The organism is Nonomuraea sp. NPDC003214, from assembly GCF_053590035.1.
The window spans coordinates 1,038,381-1,059,983 of the sequence record NZ_JBSFSX010000001.1; the positions used below are offsets into that span (position 1 = coordinate 1,038,381).

A 21,603-nucleotide genomic window follows, 5' to 3' on the forward strand; every position below is an offset into this window, starting at 1 on the left:
TGGATCAGGCCTCGTCCTTCTTCGCCTCGGCGGCCGGGGCCTCCTCGGCAGGAGCCTCGGTCTCCTCGGCCTGCGCGGCCGGGGCGGTCTCCTCGGTCTTGTCCTCGGTCTTCTCCTCAGCCAGGGCGGCGGGCGCCTCGGCGGCGGCCGGCGCGGCCGGACGGGAGACGGTGACACCGTTCAGCGGCTCGGTCACCAGCTCGATGACGGCCATCGGGGCGTTGTCGCCCTTACGCGCACCGACCTTGGTGATGCGGGTGTAGCCGCCGGGACGCTCGGCGAACGTCGGCGCGATCTCGGTGAAGAGGTGGTGAACGACGCCCTTGTCCTTGACGACGGTGAGCACCTGGCGACGGTTGTGGATGTCGCCCTTCTTCGCCTTGGTGATCAGGCGCTCCGCGACCGGGCGAAGGCGCTTGGCCTTGGCGACGGTGGTGCGGATCTTGCCGTGACGGAACAGGTCCGTGGCAAGGTTGGCCAGGATCAGCCGCTCGTGCGCCGGGCTGCCGCCAAGACGCGCGCCCTTGGTGGGCTTGGGCATTGCTCTCTCCTTGTGTGTTCACCCGCCCCGGCCGTACCAGGTACCGGGGTCGGGCCGCCAGACCCGGGACGGGTCCGCGCTATCGGGAAATATCAGTACTGCTCGGTCTCGACGTACGCGCTGTCGTCGTCGTCGTAGCCGCCGCCGGCCACCGCGCTCGGGTCGAACCCGGGCGGGGAGTCCTTGAGCGCCAGCGACATCTCGTGCAGCTTCTGCTTGACCTCTTCGATCGACTTGGCGCCGAAGTTGCGGATGTCGAGCAGGTCCTGCTCGCTGCGCGCGACGAGTTCGCCCACGGTGTGGATGCCCTCGCGCTTGAGGCAGTTGTAGGAGCGGACCGTGAGATTGAGCTCCTCGATCGGCAGCGCCAGGTCGGCCGCCAGGGCGGCGTCGGTCGGCGACGGGCCGATGTCGATGCCCTCGGCCTCGACGTTGAGCTCGCGGGCCAGGCCGAACAGCTCGACGAGGGTCTTACCGGCGGAGGCCACCGCGTCGCGGGGCTTCATGGCCGGCTTGGTCTCGACGTCCAGGATCAGACGGTCGAAGTCGGTGCGCTGCTCGACTCGGGTCGCCTCGACCTTGTAGGTGACCTTGAGCACCGGGGAGTAGATGGAGTCGATCGGGATGCGACCGATCTCCTGGCCCGGCTGCTTGTTCTGGGCGGCGGAGACGTAGCCGCGACCGCGCTCGACGGTCAGCTCCATCTCCAGCTTGGCCTTGCCGTTGAGCGTGGCGATGCGCAGCTCGGGGTTGTGCACCTCGACACCGGCCGGAGGCGCGATGTCGGCGGCGGTGACCTCACCCGGGCCCTGCTTGCGCAGGTACATCACGACGGGCTCGTCGTGCTCGGAGGAGACGACCAGCTCCTTGAGGTTGAGGATGATGTCGGTGACGTCTTCCTTGACCCCGGGAACGGTCGAGAACTCGTGCAGCACGCCCTCGATGCGGATGCTCGTCACGGCGGCGCCCGGGATGGACGACAGCAGCGTGCGACGCAGCGAGTTGCCGATGGTGTAGCCGAAGCCGGGCTCCAGCGGCTCGATGACGAACCGGGACCGGGTCTCGTCGATCGACTCTTCGAGAAGAGTCGGACGCTGAGCGATCAGCATGTGTGGGTTCTCCCCTGTTTCGTGTGGCGCCCGCTATATGACGCCACCCCGACAAACAGTTTAGTTCGAGTACGGAATCCGTACTCGAACCAAACGGACGAGTGACTACTTGGAGTAGTACTCGACGATGAGCTGCTCCTGGACCTGGGTGTCGATCTGCTGGCGAACCGGCAGCTGGTGCACCAGGACGCGGAGCTTCTCGGGCACGACGCCGAGCCACGCGGGAACCGTGCGCTCGCCCGCGGTCGCCCGGGCGACCTCGTAGGGCATGAGGTTGCGCTTGGTCTCGCGGACCTCGACGATGTCGTGCTCGCGCACGCGGTACGACGGGATGTCCACCTTCTTGCCGTTCACGGTGATGTGACCGTGACGGACCTGCTGGCGGGCGGCGTCACGCGACTGGGCGAACCCGGCGCGGTAGACGACGTTGTCGAGACGGCTCTCCAGGATCTGGAGCAGCGCCTCACCGGTCTTGCCCGCCTTGCGCGTGGCTTCCTCGTAGTAGTTGTGGAACTGCTTCTCGAGGACGCCGTAGATGCGGCGGGTCTTCTGCTTCTCGCGAAGCTGAAGCTGGTACTCGGACTCCTTGGGGCGTCCGCGGCCGTGCTCACCCGGCGGGTAAGGACGGATCTCGATGGGGCACTTGGCGGACTCGCACTTGCTGCCCTTGAGGAAGAGCTTGGTCTTCTCGCGACGGCAGAGCTTGCAGTCCGCGCCCGTGTAACGAGCCATTTCTCAATATCTCCTGGGAATCAGACGCGGCGGCGCTTCGGCGGACGGCAGCCGTTGTGCGGAACCGGGGTGACGTCCTGGATCGAGCCCACTTCGAGGCCGGTGGCCTGGAGGGAGCGGATCGCGGTCTCACGGCCGGAGCCCGGACCCTTGACGAAGACGTCGACCTTGCGCATGCCGTGCTCCATGGCGCGGCGCGCGGCGTTCTCCGCGGCCATCTGCGCGGCGAACGGGGTGGACTTACGGGAGCCCTTGAAACCCACGTGGCCGGCGCTGGCCCAGGAGATCACGTTCCCGTTGGGGTCGGTGATCGAGACGATCGTGTTGTTGAACGTGCTCTTGATGTGGGCGTGCCCGTGAGCGACGTTCTTCTTTTCCTTGCGGCGCACCTTCTTCGGCGCACCCTGGCGGCTCTTAGGAGGCATTGTTTGCCTTAACTCCTGAGGTCTTCGGTCCCGCGGCTGCGAGGACTACTTCTTACCGGGCTTCTTCTTACCGGCGACGGTCTTCTTCTTGCCCTTACGGGTGCGCGCGTTGGTCTGCGTGCGCTGGCCGTGGACGGGAAGACCCTTGCGGTGGCGGATGCCCTGGTAGCAACCGATTTCGATCTTGCGACGGATGTCGGCCTGGACCTCGCGGCGCAGGTCACCCTCGATCTTGAAGTTCGCCTCGATGTAGTCACGCATCGGGACGAGCTCGGCGTCGGAGAGCTGGTGCACGCGCAGATCGCCGCTGACACCGGTGGCCTGGAGGATCTCCTGGGCCCGGGTGCGGCCGATGCCGTAAATGTAGGTGAGAGCGATCTCCAGCCGCTTTTCGCGGGGGAGGTCGACGCCAACCAGGCGAGCCATGGTCGGGCATTCTCCTTCTCTGTGGCGGAGGTCTTGCGCCCCACTTCCCCTCCCCATGCCCGGGGTGAGGGCCCCGGCCTCCGACCGGGGGTCTCCTGAACGGTTCGACGGGCGCCGACGGATCGGCGGCGTCGCCTGCTCAGGTGTGGCGCGCGATTACTGTCTCAGGCTCCTCATGCGTCGAGCCCGCTCCCTGACGGGGCGGACTCGGAGAAGCCTTGCGGCGACTAACCCTGGCGCTGCTTGTGGCGCAGGTTGTCGCAGATCACCATGACGCGACCGTGCCGGCGGATCACCTTGCACTTGTCACAGATCTTCTTGACGCTCGGCTTTACCTTCATTGTCCTTCGTGTTCCTCAGACGTCTTATTTGTATCGGTAGACGATCCGCCCACGACTCAGGTCGTAGGGGCTCAGTTCGACGACTACCCGGTCGTCGGGCAGGATCCGGATGTAGTGCATCCGCATCCGTCCGCTGATGTGGGCCAGGACCTTATGGCCGTTGTCGAGCTGCACCCGGAACATGGCGTTCGGGAGCGACTCAACCACAGTGCCCTCGATCTCGATGGCGCCGTCTTTCTTGGCCAAAAGTCCCTCGCGTTTCACTGATCGGTCGTCTGAGGCTCCGGTTCACTAAGCAGCCGCGACCTCACGCTTCGAAGAGAGCGGCGACCGGCAAAGGCCGCCGACGCGTGATAGTCATAGTGAGCCGACTAAGGAGTGTACGACACCTGTTGCTCAAACGCGAAACGCGTGCCAGGTGCCCTGACACAACCACGTGTCACTGTACCCGATATCGCGCCCTGACGCATGCCGGAGGCCCGCCGACAGGACGCCGGCGGGCCTGAACGCCTCTCCCCGGGCCTCAGCGGCCCTTCTGGCGGCTCAGTAGATGCGGTGGGCCGCACCGCAGTACTTGGCCGCGCCGCCCCAGCAGGTGTACGTCCAGAGCTTCTTGATGTTCCCCTTGCCCCAGGTGTGGACCTGGGATCCGTTCCAGCCGTAGAAGTGCTTGCCGGTGCGGCCGTTCTTGTACTCGTACCGGAACCAGACGTAGCCCCGCTTGGCGGTGAACTCCTTGCCGTACCACTTCGTGAAGACCTTGCCGCCGGCCTTCCACGTCTTGCCGAAGGTGTAGGCCTTCTTGTTGCTGGAGTAGTGCTTGCCCCAGGCGCCGGCCGAGGAGGCGGCCTGCACGCTGGTGGCGGGCGACGCCTGGGCGGTGGCGGCCGGGGCGAGGACGAGGCCGGTGGCGGCGAGGGAGCCGGCGATGGCGGTGGCCGCGAAGATCTTGCGCATGATTTCCTCCGTGGGTGGTGTTCTGGACACCGCTCACGTTAGGAATGCGCGCCCCGGCGTTCTGTGGACGAATGCGCAGACGGCACTTGTGCACACAAGCCCGTCGTCACCGCTTCGGCGGCGGATTCCCGAAGACCGTGCTGACCAGCAGGATCGCGCCCCACGGGCCCATGACCCACAGCGGCCACGGATAGATGAAGTCGCCCGCCGTGATGCTGATGATCAGCCAGATGACCCAGTTGACCGCGCTGACGCCGGCCCAGGCGCTCCAGGCGGCCACCATGCCGGGGTGCATCCGCCGCTTGGCCAGCGGCTCCGGCGTCACCTTGGCGGGCCGGTTGCGCAGGTCGACGTCCGGCAGGTCGGCGGTCAGCTTGGCCAGGTCGCCGTACGTCTTGCTCTGGTAGAGCTGTTCGAGCCGCTCGTTGAACTCTTCCATCGTGATGCGGCCCTGGGCGGTGTGCTCGCGCAGTACTGCCGCCACCCGGTCGCGGTCGACGTCGGAGGCACGCATCTCGGGACTCTGCGCCATTCCCACCACTCCCGGCTCGTCTACGGCTGCGCCAAGCGCTCTTTGCCCCCATCAAGGGCGGTCAGCACCCAAGGTCCATTATGTGTCACGGCGACGCTGTGTTCGAAGTGAGCCGACGCCTTTCCGTCGACGGTCACCACGGTCCAGTCGTCGGCCAGCACGCGGGTGCGCTCGGTGCCGAGGTTCACCATGGGCTCGACGGCCAGGCACATGCCCGCCTCCAGCACCGGACCCCGGCCCGGCTTGCCGTGGTTGGCGATCCACGGGTCCATGTGCATCTCGGTGCCGATGCCGTGGCCGCCGTACTCCGGAGGGATGCCGAACCGGCCCTGCGACTTGACGTAGCGCTCGACCTCGTACCCGATGTCGGACAGGTGGCGTCCGGGGGTCAGGGCCCTGATGCCGGCCCACATCGCCTCTTCGGTGATGCGCATGAGCTCGGTGAGCTTCGGGTCGACCTCGCCCACCGGCACGGTCACGGCCGAGTCGCCATGCCAGCCGTCGAGGATGGCCCCGCAGTCGATCGAGATGACGTCGCCCTCGCGCAGCTTGCGGGCGTCCGTCGGGATGCCGTGCACCACCTCGTGGTTGACCGACGCGCAGATCGTCGCCGGAAAGCCCTGGTAGCCCTTGAACGACGGGATCGCGCCCTCGTCCCGGATCGCCTTCTCGGCGATGACGTCGAGGTCGAGCGGCGTCATGCCCGGCTGCACCGACTGCTTCAGCAGCTCCAGCGTGCGCCCGACGACCAGACCGGCCGCCCGCATCTTCTCCAGCTGCTCGGGCGACTTGATCTGAATCCCATGCTTGTTTCTCTTGAACACGTTTACGGCACCCCCAGGGACTTCAACGGGCAAACGTGGGAGCCCAATTCCCCCCACAATAGCCGCGAGGTGGCACGGAAACCCGTGCCACCTCCGCAGTAGGTCGTCACCCTCACCCCATGAAGGGCCTGATGGCCTCCATGGCCCTCTGGGTGACCTCTTCGACCGGGCCGGTAGCGTCGACCCCGACGAGGATGCCCTCGTCCGCGTAGTAGGAGATCAGCGGAGCCGTCTGCTCTCCGTAGACCTCCAGGCGGTGCCTGACGGTCTCTTCTTTGTCGTCGTCGCGCTGGAACAGCGCGCCGTCGCAGGCGTCACAGCGGTCGTCCTGCTTGTCGTCGAACTCCACGTGCCAGATGCGGCCGCACTGGCTGCAGGTGCGCCGGCCCGCCAGCCGCCGGACCACCTCGTCGTCGTCGACGACGAGCTCCAGCACCAGGTCGAGCGCCTGACCCCAGTCGGCGAGCATCTTCTTGAGGATCTCCGCCTGCGGCACGTTGCGCGGGAAGCCGTCGAGCAGGAAACCGTCCTGCGCGTCGTCCTCCGAGAGGCGGTCGCGGACCATGGCGATGGTGACCTCGTCGGGCACCAGGTCGCCGCGGTCCATGTATGTCTTGGCCAGCTTGCCGAGGTCCGTGCCGCCTGAGACGTTGGCACGGAAAATGTCACCTGTCGAGATCTTCGGGATTGACAGGTTCGATGCGATGTACTGGGCCTGCGTCCCTTTACCCGCTCCAGGGGGCCCGACCAGAACGAGACGCACTACCGCAGGAAACCTTCGTAGTTACGCTGCTGCAGCTGGCTCTCGATCTGCTTGACCGTGTCCAGGCCGACACCAACCATGATCAGAATGCTCGTCCCTCCGAACGGGAAGTTCTGGCTCGCACCGGCCACCGCCAGCGCGACGATCGGGACCATGGAGATCAGACCCAGATAGAGCGCGCCGGGCGCGGTCAGACGGGTGAGCACGAAGTTCAGGTATTCAGCCGTCGGCCGGCCCGGGCGGATGCCCGGAATGAACCCACCGTACTTCTTCATGTTGTCAGCCACTTCAGTGGGGTTGAAAGTGATGGACACGTAGAAGTACGTGAAGAAGACGATCAAGAGGAAGAACGTCGCCATGTAGATCGGCGTGTCGCCGGTGGCGAGGTTCTGGGAGATCCACTGCACGACCGGGTTCGGGTTCTCCGCGTTGGCGAAGAGCGACGTGATCAGCTGCGGCAGGTAGAGGAGCGAGGAGGCGAAGATGACCGGGATGATGCCGGCCTGGTTGACCTTCAGCGGGATGTAGGTCGAGGTGCCGCCGTACATCCGCCGGCCCACCATGCGCTTGGCGTACTGGACCGGGATGCGGCGCTGCGCCTGCTCGACGAAGACCACGGCGGCGATCAGGAAGATGCCGACCACCATGACGACCGCGAAGGTGAACTTGTTCGCCTGGAAGATGTTGGCCATCTCGGACGGGAAGATGGACACGACCGAGGTGAAGATCAGGATGGACATGCCGTTGCCCACACCACGGTCGGTGATGAGCTCGCCCAGCCACATGATCACGGAGGTGCCCGCGGTCATGATGACGACCATCGTGACGATCTGGAAGACGTTGTCCGGGTCGAGCAGCACGTCCTGCTGGCAGTTGGGGAACAGCTGGCCCGAGCGGGCGAGGGCGATGAACGCCGTCGACTGCAGAACACCGAGACCGACGGTCAGATAACGCGTATACTGCGTGATCTTGGCCTGGCCCGACTGGCCTTCCTTCTTCAGCGCCTCGAGTCGCGGGATGACCACGACGAGCAGCTGCAGGATGATGCTCGCGGTGATGTAGGGCATGATGCCCAGTGCGAAGATCGACAGCTTGAGCAGCGCGCCACCGCTGAACAGCTGGACCATTCCATAGATTTGGCCGGCGGCGCCCTCACGGGCCGATTCAAAACAGGCCGCCAGATTCTGGACGTGAACGCCCGGAGTCGGAAGAACCGAGCCGAGTCGGAAAAGCGCGATGATGCCCAGCGTGAAGAGCAACTTCTTGCGCAGGTCCGGCGTCCGGAACGCCCGGGTAAACGCGGTCAGCACGGTCCCTCCTGCGCGCCTATGAGGCGATGTGAGTATGCGATGGTGCGGGGATCTGCCATCTGAAGTCTCAGGTCAACATCCAGCAGGACAGTATCCTGCCGTCTCGCGAACTCTAACGCACTACGCGCGTGGGGGCCCATTGTCAGAACCCCCACGCGTCGTAAATGCACTTACAGCTCGGTAACGGAGCCGCCGGCAGCGGCGATCTTCTCCTTCGCCGTGGACGAGAAGGCATGCGCCGTCACGTTCACCGCGACCGAGATCTCACCGGTGCCCAGCACCTTGACCGGCTGGTTCTTGCGGACAGCGCCCCGGGCCACCAGCGCCTCGACGGTGACGTCGCCACCCTCGGGGAACAGCTCGCCGAGCCGGTCCAGGTTGACGACCTGGTAGGTCGTCTTGAACATGGCGTTGGAGAAGCCCTTGAGCTTCGGCAGACGCCTCTGCAGCGGCACCTGGCCACCCTCGAAACCGAGGGGAACCGTCGTACGGGCGTGGCTGCCCTTGGTGCCGCGACCGGCGGTCTTGCCCTTGGACGCCTCGCCGCGGCCCTTGCGGACCTTCGACTTGTTGGCGCCAGGAGCAGGACGCAGGTCGTGAATCTTGAGCGGAGCCTTGTCAGTCATGACTAGTCGACCTCTTCCACCACGACGAGGTGCGTCACCACGGAGACCATGCCGCGAATCTCGGGCCGGTCCTCCTTGACGACGACGTCGCCGATTCGCTTCAGGCCAAGCGAGCGCAGCGAGTCACGCTGGTTCTGCTTGCCACCGATCTTCGAGCGAACCTGAGTGATCTTCAGGCGTGCCATGACTAGCTCACCGCCTTCGCGGCCGCCGCCTCGGCGAGACCCTCGCGCTGAGCCTTCAGCATCCGGGCCGGGGCCACGTCCTCGATCGGCAGGCCACGGCGGGCGGCGATCTCCTCGGGGCGCGAGAGGCCCTTCAGAGCCGCCACGGTGGCGTGCACGATGTTGATCGGGTTGTCCGAGCCGAGCGACTTGGACAGCACGTCGTGGATGCCCGCGCACTCCAGGACCGCGCGGACCGGGCCACCGGCGATGACGCCGGTACCGGCCGAGGCCGGACGCAGGAAGACGACGCCGGCCGCCTCCTCGCCCTGCACCGTGTGCGGGATCGTGCCCTGGATGCGAGGCACCTTGAAGAAGTGCTTCTTCGCCTCTTCGACGCCCTTGGCGATGGCCGCGGGGACTTCCTTGGCCTTGCCATAGCCGACGCCGACCAGGCCGTTGCCGTCGCCGACGACGACGAGGGCGGTGAAGCTGAAGCGACGACCACCCTTCACGACCTTGGCCACTCGGTTGATCTTCACTACGCGCTCGATGTACGAGACGCCCTTGTCAGCGGCGCCACCGCGGCGATCGTCACGACGGTCCCGCCGCTCGCCACCGGTGCCGCCACCGCGACGCGGAGCTGCAGCCATCAGTGGTTCCTCATCTCAGTTGCCATATCAGAACTCGAGCCCACCTTCGCGGGCGCTGTCCGCCAGAGCGGCGATGCGCCCGGCGTAGCGGTTGCCACCGCGGTCGAAGACGACCGCCGTGATCCCGGCTTCCTTGGCCCGCTGAGCGAGGAGCTCGCCGACCTTCTTGGCCTTCTCCGTCTTGTCCGCTTCCAGCGTGCGCAGCGAGGCGTCCATGGTGGACGCGCTCACCAGGGTGTGGCCGACGGTGTCGTCCACGATCTGCACGAACAGGTGACGCGTCGAACGGTTGACGACCAGGCGCGGACGCGCGGCCGTACCGACGACGTTCTTGCGGACGCGGCGGTGACGGCGGGCCCGCGAGACGGTGCGGGCAGCCGTGTGCTTGCCGAACGCAGTCTTCGGAGCCATGCCTACTTACCAGCCTTTCCGACCTTGCGGCGGATCTGTTCGCCCTGGTAGCGCACGCCCTTGCCCTTGTACGGGTCGGGCTTGCGCAGCTTGCGGATGTTGGCGGCGACCTCGCCGACCTTCTGCTTGTCGATGCCGTCCACGTGGAACAGGGTCGGCTTCTCGACGCGGAAGGTGACGCCCTCGGGGGCGTCGACGATGACCGGGTGGCTGAAGCCCAGCGAGAACTCCAGCTGCGCCGGGCCCTTGGCCTGGACGCGGTAACCGACGCCGACGATCTCCAGGGTCTTGGAGTAGCCCTGCGTGACGCCCTGCACCATGTTGGCGATCAGCGTCCGCGAGAGGCCGTGCAGCGCACGGACCTTGTTCTCGTCGTTGGGACGGGTGACGGCGATGGCGCCGTCCTCGTCGCGGCCCACCGCGATGGGCTCGGCGACCGTGTGAGAAAGCGTGCCCTTCGGGCCCTTGACCTGGACATCCTGGCCGGTGATCGTGATGTCTACGCCACTGGGCACAGGGATGGGCAGCCGTCCGATTCTCGACATGCTGTGTTCCTCCCCTCTACCAGACGTAGGCGAGGACTTCCCCGCCCACACCACGCTTGCCGGCCTGCTTGTCGGTCATGAGACCGGCGGACGTCGAGATGATCGCGACGCCCAGCCCGCCCAGAACTCGAGGCAGATTGTCCTTCTTCGCATAGACCCGCAGACCGGGCTTGGACACCCGGCGCAGTCCAGAGAGCGAACGCTCACGAGTAGGCCCGAACTTGAGCTCCACCACGAGGTTCTTGCCAACCTTGGCGTCTTCGACGGTCCAAGCCTGGATGTAACCCTCCTGCTGGAGGATCTCGGCGATGTGCGCCTTGATCTTCGAGTACGGCATCGACACGCTGTCGTGGTACGCCGAGTTCGCATTACGCAGACGCGTGAGCATGTCTGCGATCGGGTCGGTCATCGTCATGGCCAATGGCCTTCCTCGCCGCGGTTTCCAGTCGGCGAAGCTTCAGTGCTGCGCACTGCTCTGCCGGTGGACCTTCGGCGCGGTCGTGGGTGCTCTCTACGAGAGCCCCCTGATTTTGACATTTACGGATATGTACGGCCGGAAGCCGCCCCGGGGGCGACCAGTGCCGCCCCCAAGGGTAACTACCAGCTGGACTTGGTGATGCCAGGCAGCTCGCCCCGGTGCGCCATCTCACGGAAGCACACGCGGCACAGGCCGAACTTCCTGTAGACGGCGCGCGGACGACCGCAGCGCGAGCAACGGGTGTAGGCCCGGACCTCGAACTTCTGCTTGCGCCCCGCCTTGGCGATCAGCGACTTCTTCGCCATTGGATCAGGCCTCCTTGAAGGGGAAGCCGAGGAGCTTGAGCAGCGCCCGGCCCTGGTCGTCGTTCTTCGCGGTGGTCACGATCGTGATGTCCATGCCCCGCGGCCGGTCGACCTTGTCCTGGTCGACCTCGTGGAACATGACCTGCTCGGTCAGACCGAAGGTGTAGTTGCCGTTGCCGTCGAACTGCTTCGGCGACAGGCCTCGGAAGTCACGGATGCGGGGCAGCGCCAGCGACAGCAGCCTGTCGAGGAACTCCCACATGCGGTCACCGCGAAGCGTGACGTGCGCGCCGATCGGCATGCCCTCACGCAGCTTGAACTGCGCGATGGACTTGCGCGCCCGGACGACGGCCGGCTTCTGGCCGGTGATCACGGTGAGGTCGCGAACGGCGCCCTCGATCAGCTTCGAGTCGCGGGCCGCCTCGCCGACACCCATGTTGACCTTGATCTTCACCAGGCCGGGGATCTGCATGACGTTCTCGATGCCGAACTGCTCGCGAAGCTGAGCCGCGATCTCCTCGCGGTACTTCGTCTTGAGGCGCGGCGTCGGGCGCTCGGTCTCGGTGGTCGTGGCAGTCATCAGCTGTCCTCACCCGTCTCGTCGGCCTTGTCAGCCTTCTTGTCGGCGGGCTTTTCGGCGGCCTTGTCTTCCTTGAGCTTCTTCACGTTGCTCACGTGGATGGGCCCCTCCATGGTCTGCACGCCGCCGGTCTTGGCGCCACGCGGACCCTGGTTGGTCTCCTTGCCGTGCTTCTTGATCATGTTGACGCCCTCGACCACCACGCGGTCCTCGCGCGGGAAGGTCGCGATCACATGACCCTTGGCACCCTTGTTCTTGCCGGCGATGACCTGGACCAGGTCACCCTTCTTCACATGCAGCTTCGGCATTACAGCACCTCCGGTGCGAGCGAGATGATGCGCATGAACTTCTTGTCGCGCAGCTCGCGGCCGACCGGGCCGAAGATACGAGTGCCACGAGGGTCACCGCTGTCCTTGATGATGACGGCGGCGTTCTCGTCGAAGCGGATGTAGGAGCCGTCGGGCCGGCGGCGCTCCTTGACCGTGCGGACGACGACGGCCTTGACCACGTCGCCCTTCTTGACGCCCGTGCTGCCCGGCAGCGCGTCCTTGACAGTGGCGACGATGACGTCGCCGATACCGGCGTAGCGTCGGCCCGAGCCACCGAGAACACGGATGCAGAGAATCTCCTTGGCACCCGTGTTGTCGGCGACCTTGAGCCGCGACTCCTGCTGGATCACGTTGTACTCCTGTTAGTCGCGCCGGTTCTCATCGCTGAGCCTGGCGGAACCCATCGTTGTCTTGTTCCTCCGGCCACAGCCCCCCATAGGGGGCCGCACCGCAGGCGACGCGGGAGCGAGGCTCCCGCGTCCTTGGACACCGTCATGGGGGCCCTGAGGCCCCCACGAGGCGCGGTATATCCGAGAGGGCCTACTTGGCCTTCTCGAGGATCTCCACGACCCTCCACCGCTTGGTGGCGGAGAGGGGGCGGGTCTCCATCAGAAGCACGCGGTCGCCCACGCCACAGGCGTTGGACTCGTCGTGTGCCTTGTACTTGGTCGTCCGGCGGATGACCTTGCCGTAGAGGCGGTGCTTCACGCGGTCCTCGACGGCGACGACGACGGTCTTGTCCATCTTGTCGCTGACGACCAGGCCCTCACGGACCTTGCGGAAGTTACGCCCCGTCGACTCGGTGGTCTCGGTGGTCTCGGTCTCAGCCATCGCTCGACTCCTTCTCGACCGTGACGATGCCCAGCTCGCGCTCGCGCATCACGGTGTAGATACGGGCGATCTCGCGGCGGACGGCACGCAGCCGCCCGTGGCTCTCCAACTGACCGGTCGCTGACTGGAAGCGGAGGTTGAACAGCTCCTCCTTGGCTTCCTTGAGCTTCTGGACCAGGGTGTCCTGGTCCTCCACCCGCAGCTCGCCGGCGGTCAGGCCCTTAGCCATCACGCCTCACCCACTTCACGCTTAACGATCTTGCACTTCATCGGGAGCTTGTGGATCGCGCGCTGAAGCGCCTCGCGGGCGATCGGCTCGGCCACGCCGGACAGCTCGAACATCACGCGTCCGGGCTTGACGTTGGCGATCCACCACTCCGGCGAACCCTTACCGGAACCCATGCGGGTCTCGGCAGGCTTCTTGGTGAGGGGACGGTCGGGGTAGATGTTGATCCACACCTTGCCGCCACGACGGATGTGACGGGTCATCGCGATACGAGCGGACTCGATCTGGCGGTTGGTCACGTAGGAGTGCTCAAGCGCCTGAATGCCGTACTCGCCGAAGACGACCCTGGTGCCGCCCTTGGCGGCTCCGCTGCGGTCGGGCCGGTGCTGCTTGCGGTGCTTGACCCTGCGAGGGATCAGCATGGTCAGCTCCCTTCAGCACCCGGCTGAGCAGCCGGGCCGGTCTCGGGGGCAGCCTGGGAGGCCGCCTCAGTCCTGGGGGCACGGTCGCCGCGCTCGCCGCCACGCCCGCCACCGCGGCGGGCGCCACCGGCGCCACCACCACGACGCGGACGGTCGCCGCCGCCACGACGGTCGTCACGCTCGCGACGCTGGCCGGCACGGGCGCCGGCAGCCGCCGCCTCGCGCTCGGCGCGGCTCGTCGCGGCCTCGCCCTTGTAGATCCACACCTTCACGCCGATACGGCCGAAGGTGGTACGGGCCTCGTAGAAGCCGTAGTCGATGTCCGCGCGGAGCGTGTGCAGCGGCACCCGGCCCTCACGGTAGAACTCCGACCGCGACATCTCGGCGCCGCCCAGACGACCGGAGCACTGGACACGGATGCCCTTGGCGCCGGACTTCATGGCCGACTGCATCGCCTTGCGCATGGCACGGCGGAACGAGACACGGCTGGAGAGCTGCTCGGCCACGCCCTGCGCGACGAGCTGCGCGTCGATCTCGGGGTTCTTCACCTCGAGGATGTTGAGCTGGACCTGCTTCTTGGTCAGCTTCTCCAGGTCACCGCGGATGCGGTCGGCCTCCGCGCCGCGACGGCCGATGACGATGCCCGGCCGGGCGGTGTGGATGTCGACCTGGACGCGGTCGGTCGTGCGCTCGATCTCGACCTTGGAGATGCCGGCCCGCTCCATGCCCTTCTGCAGCATGCGACGGATCGCCACGTCCTCGGCGACGTACGACTTGTACAGCTTGTCGGCGTACCACCGGCTCTTGAAGTCGGTCGTGATGCCGAGGCGGAACCCGTGCGGGTTAACCTTCTGGCCCACTATCGGGTCCTTCCCTTCGGCTCGCGGGACTCCACGATCACGGTGATGTGGCTCGTCCGCTTGTTGATCCGATAGGCGCGACCCTGTGCACGCGGACGGAACCGCTTCAGCGTCGGGCCCTCGTCAACCCAGGCGCGGCTCACGAAGAGCGTGCTGGGGTCGAGATCGAAGTTGTGCTCAGCGTTCGCCATGGCGCTGCTGAGCACCTTGTAGATCGGCTCGCTCGCCGACTGGGGAGCGAACTGCAGAACGGCCTGCGCCTCCGAAGCGGGCAGCCCGCGAATAAGGTCCACCACGCGGCGGGCCTTGAGGGGCGTGACACGGACGAACCGCGCCTGAGCCCTGGCTTCCATCGCTTACTCCTCTAAGTGCTTCTGAAGGCGTCTATCGCCGGCTGCGCCGGTCTTCCTTGACGTGGCTCCGGAACGTCCGCGTGGGGGCGAACTCTCCGAGCTTGTGACCGATCATCGACTCGGTGACGAACACCGGGACGTGCTTACGGCCGTCGTGCACGGCGATCGTGTGCCCGAGCATGTCGGGAACGATCATGGAGCGCCGCGACCACGTCTTGATGACGTTCTTGGTGCCCTTCTCGTTCTGGACGTCGACCTTCTTCTGAAGGTGCTCGTCCACGAAGGGACCCTTCTTAAGGCTACGTGGCATTTCGGCTGCTCCTACCGCTTCTTCCTCTTGCTGCGCCGACGGATGATCAGCCGGTCGCTGGCCTTGTTGGCCTGGCGGGTGCGGCCCTCGGGCTTGCCCTTCGGGTTCACCGGGTGGCGACCACCGGAGGTCTTGCCCTCACCACCACCGTGCGGGTGGTCGACAGGGTTCATCGCGACACCGCGGACGGTGGGGCGCTTGCCCTTCCACCGCATACGGCCGGCCTTGCCCCAGTTGATGTTGGCCTGCTCGGCGTTGCCGACCTGGCCGACCGACGCGCGGCAGCGCACGTCGACCATGCGCATCTCACCGGAGGGCATACGCAGCGTGGCGTACTGGCCTTCCTTGGCGAGCAGCTGGATCTGAGCGCCCGCGGAACGGCCGAGCTTGGCGCCGCCGCCCGGACGGAGCTCCACCGCGTGGATGAAGGTACCGGTCGGGATGTTGCGCAGCGGCAGGCAGTTGCCCGGCTTGATGTCGGCCGCGGGGCCGTTCTCGATGCGGTCGCCCTGCTTGAGGCCGGTCGGCGCGATGATGTAGCGCTTCTCGCCGTCGGCGTAGTGCAGCAGAGCGATGTTGGCGGTGCGGTTGGGGTCGTACTCGATGTGAGCGACCTTGGCCGGAATGCCGTCCTTGTCATGCCTGCGGAAGTCGATGATCCGGTAGGCGCGCTTGTGACCGCCGCCCTGGTGGCGAGCGGTGACCCGGCCGTGTACGTTACGGCCGCCCTTGTTATGAAGGGGTGCAAGCAGCGACTTCTCCGGCGTGCTGCGGGTGATCTCGGAGAAGTCCGAGACACTGGAACCGCGGCGACCCGGAGTCGTCGGCTTGTACTTACGGATGCCCATCTTTTTCGTTCATCCTCTGTCGGACCCCAGGTCCGGGGACCTGGGGTATCAATTTCGTGCGAAGCCCCAGAAAAAGGGGCTCGCGGGAGGCCGGGCCTCCCGCGTGGTTAGCCGATCTGACCGAAGATGTCGATCCGATCGCCCTCGGCCAAGCTCACGATCGCGCGCTTGGTGTCGGGCCGCTTACCGAAACCGGTGCGGGTGCGCTTGCGCTTGCCCTGCCGGTTGATCGTGTTCACGCTGGTGACCTTGACCCCGAAGATCTGCTCGACGGCGATCTTCACCTGGGTCTTGTTCGCGCTCTTGCGCACCAGGAACGTGTACTTGTTGTTCTCATCGATCAGGCCGTAGCTCTTCTCAGAGACGACCGGCTTGAGGATGATGTCGCGCGGGTCGGCGATCTTCTCCATCAGGCCTCTTCCTTCCCGCCCTGGCCCAGCCTGGCGACGACCTGGTCGTACGCCTCCTGGGTGAAGACCACGTCGTCGTGGACGAGCACGTCGTAGGTGTTGAGCTGACCGGAGTCCAGCAGGTGGACCTCCGGCGCGTTGCGCAGGCTCAGCCAGGTCAGCTCGTCGGTCTCGTCGACCACGACGAGGACCGACTTGGCCTGGGTGATGGTGCGCAGCGCCTGCAGGGCGGCCTTCGTCTTCGGCGTCTCGCCGGAGACCAGGCTGCTCACCACGTGCACACGACCGCCGCCGGCCCGGTCGGACAGGGCGCCGCGGAGCGCGGCGGCCTTCATCTTCTTGGGCGTGCGCTGCGAGTAGTCGCGCGGCACCGGGCCGTGGACGACGCCGCCGCCCGCGAACTGCGGCGCACGGGTCGAGCCCTGACGGGCGCGGCCGGTGCCCTTCTGCCGGTACGGCTTCTTGCCGCCGCCGGAGACCTCACCACGGGTCTTGGCCTTGTGGGTGCCCTGCCGGCGAGCGGCGAGCTGGGCCACGACCACCTGGTGGATCAGCGGCACGTTGACCTTGGCGCCGAAGATGTCCTCGGGCAGGTCGACGGTCCCGGTCTTCGCCCCGCTGGCGTCGAGGACGTCAATGGTGCTCACTTGGCAGCCCCCTTCTTGGCAGCGGTGCGAACGAGGACCAGACTGCCGTTGGCGCCGGGGATCGCACCCTTGATCAGGATGAGGCCCTTCTCGGCGTCCACGGAATGAACCTTCAGGCTCTGCACGGTGGTGCGGACGTTACCCATCCGACCGGCCATGCGCAGACCCTTGAATACGCGTCCCGGGGTGGCGCAGCCACCGATGGAACCCGGCGACCGGTGCTTGCGCTGCGTGCCGTGCGACGCGCCCAGACCACCGAAGCCGTGCCGCTTCATGACACCGGCGAAGCCCTTGCCCTTGCTCTTGCCCGTCACGTCGACGAACTGGCCGGCCTCGAAGGTGTCGGCCAGCAGCTCCTGGCCGAGGGTGTAGTCGCTCGCGTCGTCGGTGCGGATCTCCGCGAAGTAACGGCGCGGGGTGATGTCGTGCTTACGCAGGTAGTCGCCGAGCGGCTTGTTGACCTTCCGGGGGTCGACCTGCCCGAAGCCGAGCTGGATGGCCGAGTAGCCGTCCTTTTCAGCGGTGCGGACGCGGGTCACCACGCACGGACCGGCCTCGACCACGGTCACCGGGACCATCCGGTTGTCCGCGTCGAAGACCTGGGTCATGCCGAGCTTCTTGCCCAGGACGCCCTTGATCGTCTTAGCCATGTCAGTGCGTTCCCTCAGAGCTTGATCGAAATGTCGACGCCCGCGGGGAGGTCGAGCCGCATGAGCGAGTCAACCGTCTTGGGGGTCGGATCGATGATGTCAATCAGCCGCTTGTGCGTGCGCATCTCGAAGTGCTCGCGGCTGTCCTTGTACTTGTGCGGCGAACGGATGACGCAGTACACGTTCTTCTCGGTCGGCAGCGGCACCGGGCCCGCGACCTTCGCGCCAGTCCGCGTCACCGTCTCGACGATCTTCTTGGCCGAAACGTCGATGACCTCGTGGTCATAGGCCTTAAGCCGGATGCGGATCTTCTGTCCCGCCATAGTGGCCTCGGTGTCCTTCGCTGTCGTCTGAAAAAGTATCGTGCGGCAGGATGCCGCTGGGTGGTGCGATGCTCCACGAGACAGACGCAGTCGATCTGCCTTTTCTTCCGTGATCCGGCAGTAACTTCGGTCACTGGCCTGCTTCGGTCACTGGGCCGAAGTGACTGCTGGATCACGGCTTTGCCGTGGAGCCGGGGAGCGGAGCCCGTACGGACTCCGAACCCCTGTCGTGGTGCGGCGGCCGGCCCCTGTGTGGAGGCCGACCGCCACCCCGCGGTCGAGCTACTTGATGATCTTCGTGACCCGACCGGCGCCGACGGTGCGGCCACCCTCACGGATCGCGAACTTGAGGCCTTCCTCCATGGCGATGGGCTGGATCAGCTCAACGCGCATCTCGGTGTTGTCGCCCGGCATGACCATCTCGGTGCCCTCGGGGAGGTTCACCACGCCGGTCACGTCCGTCGTACGGAAGTAGAACTGCGGGCGGTAGTTGTTGAAGAACGGCGTGTGGCGGCCGCCCTCGTCCTTGGACAGGATGTAGACCTGGCCGGTGAACTCGGTGTGCGGGGTCGTCGTGCCCGGCTTGATGATGCACTGGCCGCGCTCGACGTCGTCACGCTTGATGCCGCGGAGGAGCAGCGCGGCGTTGTCGCCGGCGTGGCCCTCGTCGAGCATCTTGTTGAACATCTCGATGCTGGTGACGGTGGTGGTCGTCTTCTCCGGCTTGATGCCGATGATGTCGACCTGCTCGTTCACCTTGACGATGCCGCGCTCGATACGACCGGTGACGACGGTGCCGCGACCGGTGATCGAGAAGACGTCCTCGACCGGCATGAGGAACGGCTTCTCCGTCTCACGCGGGGGCTCGGGGACGTTCTCGTCGACGGCGTTCATCAGCTCGATGATGCTGTCGGCCCACTTCTCGTCGCCCTCGAGAGCCTTGAGCGCGGAGACGCGGACGACCGGCAGGTCGTCGCCGGGGAACTCCTGAGCGGACAGGAGCTCACGGACCTCGAGCTCGACGAGCTCCAGGATCTCCTCGTCGTCGACCATGTCGGCCTTGTTGAGGGCCACGACGATGTAGGGGACGCCGACCTGGCGGGCCAGGAGGACGTGCTCCTTCGTCTGCGGCATCGGGCCGTCGGTGGCGGCGACCACGAGGATCGCGCCGTCCATCTGAGCGGCACCGGTGATCATGTTCTTCACGTAGTCGGCGTGACCGGGGCAGTCCACGTGGGCGTAGTGGCGCTTCTCGGTCTGGTACTCGACGTGCGCGATGGAGATCGTGATGCCGCGGGCCTTCTCCTCCGGCGCCTTGTCGATCTTGTCGAACGGGGTCGCCGCGTTCAGCTCGGGGTAACGGTCGTGGAGCACCTTGGTGATCGCCGCGGTCAGTGTGGTCTTACCGTGGTCGATATGCCCAATGGTGCCGATGTTCATGTGCGGCTTGTTCCGCTCGAACTTGGCCTTGCCCACTGGTTCTCTCCTTGAGAATCTGACTGACTTTCGTCATACACACTCGGGCCCGGGTGATCCCGAACCCCTAGGCGGCGGGACGGCTCGCACCGTCCCGCCAGGGACCGGAACTATTCGCCCCGGGCCTTCGCGACGATCTCCTTGGCGATGCCCGGAGGCACCTCAGCGTAGGAGTCGAACTGCATGCTGTAGCTCGCGCGCCCCTGAGTCTTGCTGCGCAGGTCACCCACGTAGCCGAACATCTCCGACAGCGGCACGAGCGCCTTGACGACACGGGCGCCGGCCCGCTCGTCCATGGCCTGGATCTGCCCGCGACGACCGTTGAGGTCGCCGATGACATCACCCATGTAGTCCTCGGGCGTGGTGACCTCGACGGCCATCATCGGCTCGAGGAGCACGGCGTCAGCCTTGCGCGCGGCCTCCTTGAACGCCATCGAACCGGCGATCTTGAAGGCCATTTCCGAGGAGTCGACGTCGTGCGCGGCACCGTCGGTCAGCGTCACCTTCACGCCCACCATCGGGTAGCCGGCCAGCACGCCGAACTCAGCGGCCTCCTGCGCGCCCGCGTCGACCGACGGGATGTACTCCCTCGGCACGCGGCCACCGGTGACCTTGTTCTCGAACTCGTAACCGTCGTTGCCCTCGCCCAGCGGCTCCAGGTCGATGATCACCCGCGCGAACTGACCGGAACCACCGGTCTGCTTCTTGTGGGTGTAGTCGACCTTCTCCACCTTGCGGCGAATGGTCTCACGGTAGGCGACCTGGGGACGGCCGACGTTGGCCTCGACCTTGAACTCGCGACGCATGCGGTCGACGAGGATCTCAAGGTGAAGCTCGCCCATGCCCCAGATGACCGTCTGGCCGGTCTCCTCGTCACGACGGACCTGGAAGGACGGGTCCTCCTCGGCCAGCCGCTGGATCGCGGTCGACAGCTTCTCCTGGTCGCCCTTGGTCTTGGGCTCGATGGCGACGTTGATGACCGGAGCCGGGAACGTCATCGACTCGAGCACGACCTGGTTGGCCGGGTCGGACAGGGTGTCACCGGTGGTGGTGTCCTTCAGACCCATCACGGCGACGATCTGACCGGCGATCGCCGACGGGCGCTCTTCGCGCTTGTTGGCGTGCATCTGGTAGATCTTGCCGATCCGCTCCTTCTTGCCCTTCACAGAGTTGATGACCTGTGAACCGGCCTCGAGCGTGCCCGAGTAGATGCGGATGTAGGTGATCTTGCCCAGGTGCGGGTCGCTGGCGATCTTGAAAGCCAGCGCGGAGAACGGCTCGGCCGGGTCCGCGTGACGCTCGACAGCCTTGCTCTCGTCACCGACGGCGTGACCGGCGATGGCCGGGATGTCGGTCGGCGCGGGCAGGTAGGCGACGATCGCGTCGAGCAGGGGCTGCACGCCCTTGTTCTTGAACGCGGTGCCACACAGGACCGGGTTGACGGCGCTCGCCAGCGTCGCGCGGCGCAGGGCCGCGACCAGCTGCTCCTCGGTGGGCTCGGTGCCCTCGAGGAAGAGCTCCATCAGCTCGTCGTCGTTCTCGGCGACGGTCTCGACCAGCTTGTCGCGCCACTCGCGAGCGGCCTCGGCGTGGTCGGCCGGGATGTCGACGACGTCGTACATCTCGCCCTTGGCAGCCTCGGCGCTCCAGAGGAGGCCCTTCATCTTGATCAGGTCGATGACGCCCTTGAAGTCGGCCTCAACGCCCCACGGGAGCTGGACGACGGCCGGGGTCGCGGCCAGACGGCTGATCATCATCTCGACGCAGCGGTGGAACTCCGCGCCGACCCGGTCCATCTTGTTCACGAAGCAGATGCGGGGGACGTTGTAGCCGTCAGCCTGGCGCCACACCGTCTCCGACTGCGGCTCGACACCCGCCACACCGTCGAACACGGCGACGGCGCCGTCGAGCACGCGCAGCGAGCGCTCCACCTCGATGGTGAAGTCGACGTGCCCCGGAGTGTCGATGATGTTGATGGTGTGACCGGCCCACTCACAGGTCGTCGCGGCGGACGTGATCGTGATGCCGCGCTCCTGCTCCTGCTCCATCCAGTCCATGGTGGCTGCGCCCTCGTGGACTTCACCCAGCTTGTAGTTGATGCCGGTGTAGAACAGGATGCGCTCGGTCGTGGTGGTCTTGCCCGCGTCGATATGGGCCATGATCCCGATGTTGCGGACCTTGGCCAGGTCAAGAGCG

At 66.2% G+C, this 21,603-nt stretch carries 35 protein-coding genes; all 35 read right to left on the minus strand.

What is annotated here, in order from left to right; all coding sequences use genetic code 11:
- Positions 1–4 precede the first annotated feature (4 nt).
- A complete protein-coding gene (gene rplQ / locus ACWDXC_RS04790; RefSeq protein ID WP_449978094.1) occupies positions 5–541 on the minus strand; it encodes a 50S ribosomal protein L17 in 537 nt (178 codons plus the stop codon).
- A gap of 92 nt (positions 542–633) precedes the next feature.
- Positions 634–1,650, minus strand: a complete 1,017-nt coding sequence (locus tag ACWDXC_RS04795; RefSeq protein ID WP_043623495.1) for a DNA-directed RNA polymerase subunit alpha — start codon at positions 1,648–1,650, stop codon at positions 634–636.
- A gap of 105 nt (positions 1,651–1,755) precedes the next feature.
- Positions 1,756–2,382: a 30S ribosomal protein S4 gene (gene rpsD / locus ACWDXC_RS04800; protein WP_219500441.1), complete on the minus strand. Its 627-nt coding sequence runs from the start codon at positions 2,380–2,382 to the stop codon at positions 1,756–1,758.
- Between the two features lie 20 nt (positions 2,383–2,402).
- Positions 2,403–2,807, minus strand: coding sequence for a 30S ribosomal protein S11 (rpsK, locus tag ACWDXC_RS04805; protein WP_020542285.1), 405 nt, complete (start codon positions 2,805–2,807; stop codon positions 2,403–2,405).
- 45 nt (positions 2,808–2,852) lie between these two features.
- Entirely contained in the window at positions 2,853–3,233 is a 381-nt protein-coding gene (gene rpsM, locus ACWDXC_RS04810) for a 30S ribosomal protein S13 (RefSeq protein ID WP_049576926.1), read from the minus strand.
- Positions 3,234–3,460: 227 nt separating this feature from the next.
- Positions 3,461–3,574 (minus strand): 50S ribosomal protein L36, encoded by a 114-nt coding sequence (gene rpmJ / locus ACWDXC_RS04815; protein WP_003956441.1) that lies wholly within the window; start codon positions 3,572–3,574, stop codon positions 3,461–3,463.
- Positions 3,575–3,598: 24 nt separating this feature from the next.
- On the minus strand, positions 3,599–3,820 hold the full coding sequence (infA, locus tag ACWDXC_RS04820; protein WP_012887858.1) for a translation initiation factor IF-1: 222 nt from the start codon (positions 3,818–3,820) through the stop codon (positions 3,599–3,601).
- 297 nt (positions 3,821–4,117) lie between these two features.
- Complete coding sequence (locus ACWDXC_RS04825; RefSeq protein WP_449978097.1) at positions 4,118–4,531, minus strand: hypothetical protein; 414 nt, start codon at positions 4,529–4,531, stop codon at positions 4,118–4,120.
- A gap of 106 nt (positions 4,532–4,637) precedes the next feature.
- Positions 4,638–5,045 (minus strand): DUF1707 SHOCT-like domain-containing protein, encoded by a 408-nt coding sequence (locus ACWDXC_RS04830; RefSeq protein ID WP_449978099.1) that lies wholly within the window; start codon positions 5,043–5,045, stop codon positions 4,638–4,640.
- A gap of 38 nt (positions 5,046–5,083) precedes the next feature.
- Positions 5,084–5,887: a type I methionyl aminopeptidase gene (map, locus tag ACWDXC_RS04835; protein WP_449978101.1), complete on the minus strand. Its 804-nt coding sequence runs from the start codon at positions 5,885–5,887 to the stop codon at positions 5,084–5,086.
- 112 nt (positions 5,888–5,999) lie between these two features.
- A complete protein-coding gene (locus ACWDXC_RS04840) occupies positions 6,000–6,650 on the minus strand; it encodes an adenylate kinase (protein WP_219500431.1) in 651 nt (216 codons plus the stop codon).
- The gene (secY, locus tag ACWDXC_RS04845; RefSeq protein WP_364173773.1) at positions 6,650–7,960 is read right to left on the minus strand and encodes a preprotein translocase subunit SecY; all 1,311 of its coding nucleotides are present in this window, start codon (positions 7,958–7,960) and stop codon (positions 6,650–6,652) included. The genes ACWDXC_RS04840 and secY overlap by 1 nt, the downstream gene beginning before the upstream one ends.
- Positions 7,961–8,130: 170 nt before the next feature.
- On the minus strand, positions 8,131–8,586 hold the full coding sequence (rplO, locus tag ACWDXC_RS04850) for a 50S ribosomal protein L15 (RefSeq protein WP_357591403.1): 456 nt from the start codon (positions 8,584–8,586) through the stop codon (positions 8,131–8,133).
- Positions 8,587–8,588: 2 nt separating this feature from the next.
- Positions 8,589–8,771 (minus strand): 50S ribosomal protein L30, encoded by a 183-nt coding sequence (rpmD, locus tag ACWDXC_RS04855; protein ID WP_049572666.1) that lies wholly within the window; start codon positions 8,769–8,771, stop codon positions 8,589–8,591.
- A gap of 2 nt (positions 8,772–8,773) precedes the next feature.
- Entirely contained in the window at positions 8,774–9,403 is a 630-nt protein-coding gene (rpsE, locus tag ACWDXC_RS04860) for a 30S ribosomal protein S5 (RefSeq protein WP_091090115.1), read from the minus strand.
- Between the two features lie 27 nt (positions 9,404–9,430).
- Positions 9,431–9,814 carry a 50S ribosomal protein L18 gene (gene rplR, locus ACWDXC_RS04865; protein ID WP_219500426.1) on the minus strand — a complete coding sequence of 128 codons (384 nt, stop codon included), beginning with the start codon at positions 9,812–9,814 and terminating at the stop codon, positions 9,431–9,433.
- 2 nt (positions 9,815–9,816) lie between these two features.
- Positions 9,817–10,359 carry a 50S ribosomal protein L6 gene (rplF, locus tag ACWDXC_RS04870; protein WP_219500424.1) on the minus strand — a complete coding sequence of 181 codons (543 nt, stop codon included), beginning with the start codon at positions 10,357–10,359 and terminating at the stop codon, positions 9,817–9,819.
- A gap of 16 nt (positions 10,360–10,375) precedes the next feature.
- On the minus strand, positions 10,376–10,774 hold the full coding sequence (gene rpsH, locus ACWDXC_RS04875) for a 30S ribosomal protein S8 (RefSeq protein WP_049572677.1): 399 nt from the start codon (positions 10,772–10,774) through the stop codon (positions 10,376–10,378).
- A 182-nt stretch (positions 10,775–10,956) separates the two neighbouring features.
- Positions 10,957–11,142: a type Z 30S ribosomal protein S14 gene (locus ACWDXC_RS04880; protein WP_020542298.1), complete on the minus strand. Its 186-nt coding sequence runs from the start codon at positions 11,140–11,142 to the stop codon at positions 10,957–10,959.
- A 4-nt stretch (positions 11,143–11,146) separates the two neighbouring features.
- Positions 11,147–11,722: a 50S ribosomal protein L5 gene (gene rplE / locus ACWDXC_RS04885; RefSeq protein ID WP_101783550.1), complete on the minus strand. Its 576-nt coding sequence runs from the start codon at positions 11,720–11,722 to the stop codon at positions 11,147–11,149.
- Entirely contained in the window at positions 11,722–12,030 is a 309-nt protein-coding gene (rplX, locus tag ACWDXC_RS04890; protein WP_219500422.1) for a 50S ribosomal protein L24, read from the minus strand. Before rplX ends, rplE begins: the two co-directional genes overlap by 1 nt.
- Positions 12,030–12,401, minus strand: coding sequence for a 50S ribosomal protein L14 (rplN, locus tag ACWDXC_RS04895; protein ID WP_043623452.1), 372 nt, complete (start codon positions 12,399–12,401; stop codon positions 12,030–12,032). The genes rplX and rplN overlap by 1 nt, the downstream gene beginning before the upstream one ends.
- A 190-nt stretch (positions 12,402–12,591) precedes the next feature.
- Positions 12,592–12,882 (minus strand): 30S ribosomal protein S17, encoded by a 291-nt coding sequence (rpsQ, locus tag ACWDXC_RS04900; protein ID WP_219500420.1) that lies wholly within the window; start codon positions 12,880–12,882, stop codon positions 12,592–12,594.
- The gene (rpmC, locus tag ACWDXC_RS04905) at positions 12,875–13,111 is read right to left on the minus strand and encodes a 50S ribosomal protein L29 (RefSeq protein WP_049572733.1); all 237 of its coding nucleotides are present in this window, start codon (positions 13,109–13,111) and stop codon (positions 12,875–12,877) included. Before rpmC ends, rpsQ begins: the two co-directional genes overlap by 8 nt.
- Positions 13,111–13,530 carry a 50S ribosomal protein L16 gene (gene rplP / locus ACWDXC_RS04910; protein WP_219500418.1) on the minus strand — a complete coding sequence of 140 codons (420 nt, stop codon included), beginning with the start codon at positions 13,528–13,530 and terminating at the stop codon, positions 13,111–13,113. Before rplP ends, rpmC begins: the two co-directional genes overlap by 1 nt.
- Before the next feature lie 2 nt (positions 13,531–13,532).
- Positions 13,533–14,390: a 30S ribosomal protein S3 gene (gene rpsC, locus ACWDXC_RS04915; RefSeq protein ID WP_449978110.1), complete on the minus strand. Its 858-nt coding sequence runs from the start codon at positions 14,388–14,390 to the stop codon at positions 13,533–13,535.
- Positions 14,390–14,743 carry a 50S ribosomal protein L22 gene (gene rplV / locus ACWDXC_RS04920; RefSeq protein ID WP_049572697.1) on the minus strand — a complete coding sequence of 118 codons (354 nt, stop codon included), beginning with the start codon at positions 14,741–14,743 and terminating at the stop codon, positions 14,390–14,392. The genes rpsC and rplV overlap by 1 nt, the downstream gene beginning before the upstream one ends.
- 31 nt (positions 14,744–14,774) lie before the next feature.
- A complete protein-coding gene (rpsS, locus tag ACWDXC_RS04925; protein ID WP_049572698.1) occupies positions 14,775–15,053 on the minus strand; it encodes a 30S ribosomal protein S19 in 279 nt (92 codons plus the stop codon).
- A gap of 11 nt (positions 15,054–15,064) precedes the next feature.
- On the minus strand, positions 15,065–15,901 hold the full coding sequence (gene rplB, locus ACWDXC_RS04930) for a 50S ribosomal protein L2 (protein WP_101783543.1): 837 nt from the start codon (positions 15,899–15,901) through the stop codon (positions 15,065–15,067).
- A gap of 107 nt (positions 15,902–16,008) precedes the next feature.
- On the minus strand, positions 16,009–16,311 hold the full coding sequence (gene rplW / locus ACWDXC_RS04935) for a 50S ribosomal protein L23 (RefSeq protein ID WP_219500414.1): 303 nt from the start codon (positions 16,309–16,311) through the stop codon (positions 16,009–16,011).
- On the minus strand, positions 16,311–16,958 hold the full coding sequence (gene rplD, locus ACWDXC_RS04940; RefSeq protein ID WP_219500412.1) for a 50S ribosomal protein L4: 648 nt from the start codon (positions 16,956–16,958) through the stop codon (positions 16,311–16,313). The genes rplW and rplD overlap by 1 nt, the downstream gene beginning before the upstream one ends.
- Positions 16,955–17,608 (minus strand): 50S ribosomal protein L3, encoded by a 654-nt coding sequence (rplC, locus tag ACWDXC_RS04945; protein WP_101783540.1) that lies wholly within the window; start codon positions 17,606–17,608, stop codon positions 16,955–16,957. The genes rplD and rplC overlap by 4 nt, the downstream gene beginning before the upstream one ends.
- Before the next feature lie 14 nt (positions 17,609–17,622).
- The gene (rpsJ, locus tag ACWDXC_RS04950) at positions 17,623–17,931 is read right to left on the minus strand and encodes a 30S ribosomal protein S10 (RefSeq protein WP_030912931.1); all 309 of its coding nucleotides are present in this window, start codon (positions 17,929–17,931) and stop codon (positions 17,623–17,625) included.
- 282 nt (positions 17,932–18,213) lie between these two features.
- Positions 18,214–19,407 (minus strand): elongation factor Tu, encoded by a 1,194-nt coding sequence (gene tuf, locus ACWDXC_RS04955; protein ID WP_449978117.1) that lies wholly within the window; start codon positions 19,405–19,407, stop codon positions 18,214–18,216.
- A gap of 110 nt (positions 19,408–19,517) precedes the next feature.
- A complete protein-coding gene (fusA, locus tag ACWDXC_RS04960) occupies positions 19,518–21,566 on the minus strand; it encodes an elongation factor G (RefSeq protein ID WP_449978177.1) in 2,049 nt (682 codons plus the stop codon).
- Positions 21,567–21,603 lie beyond the last annotated feature (37 nt).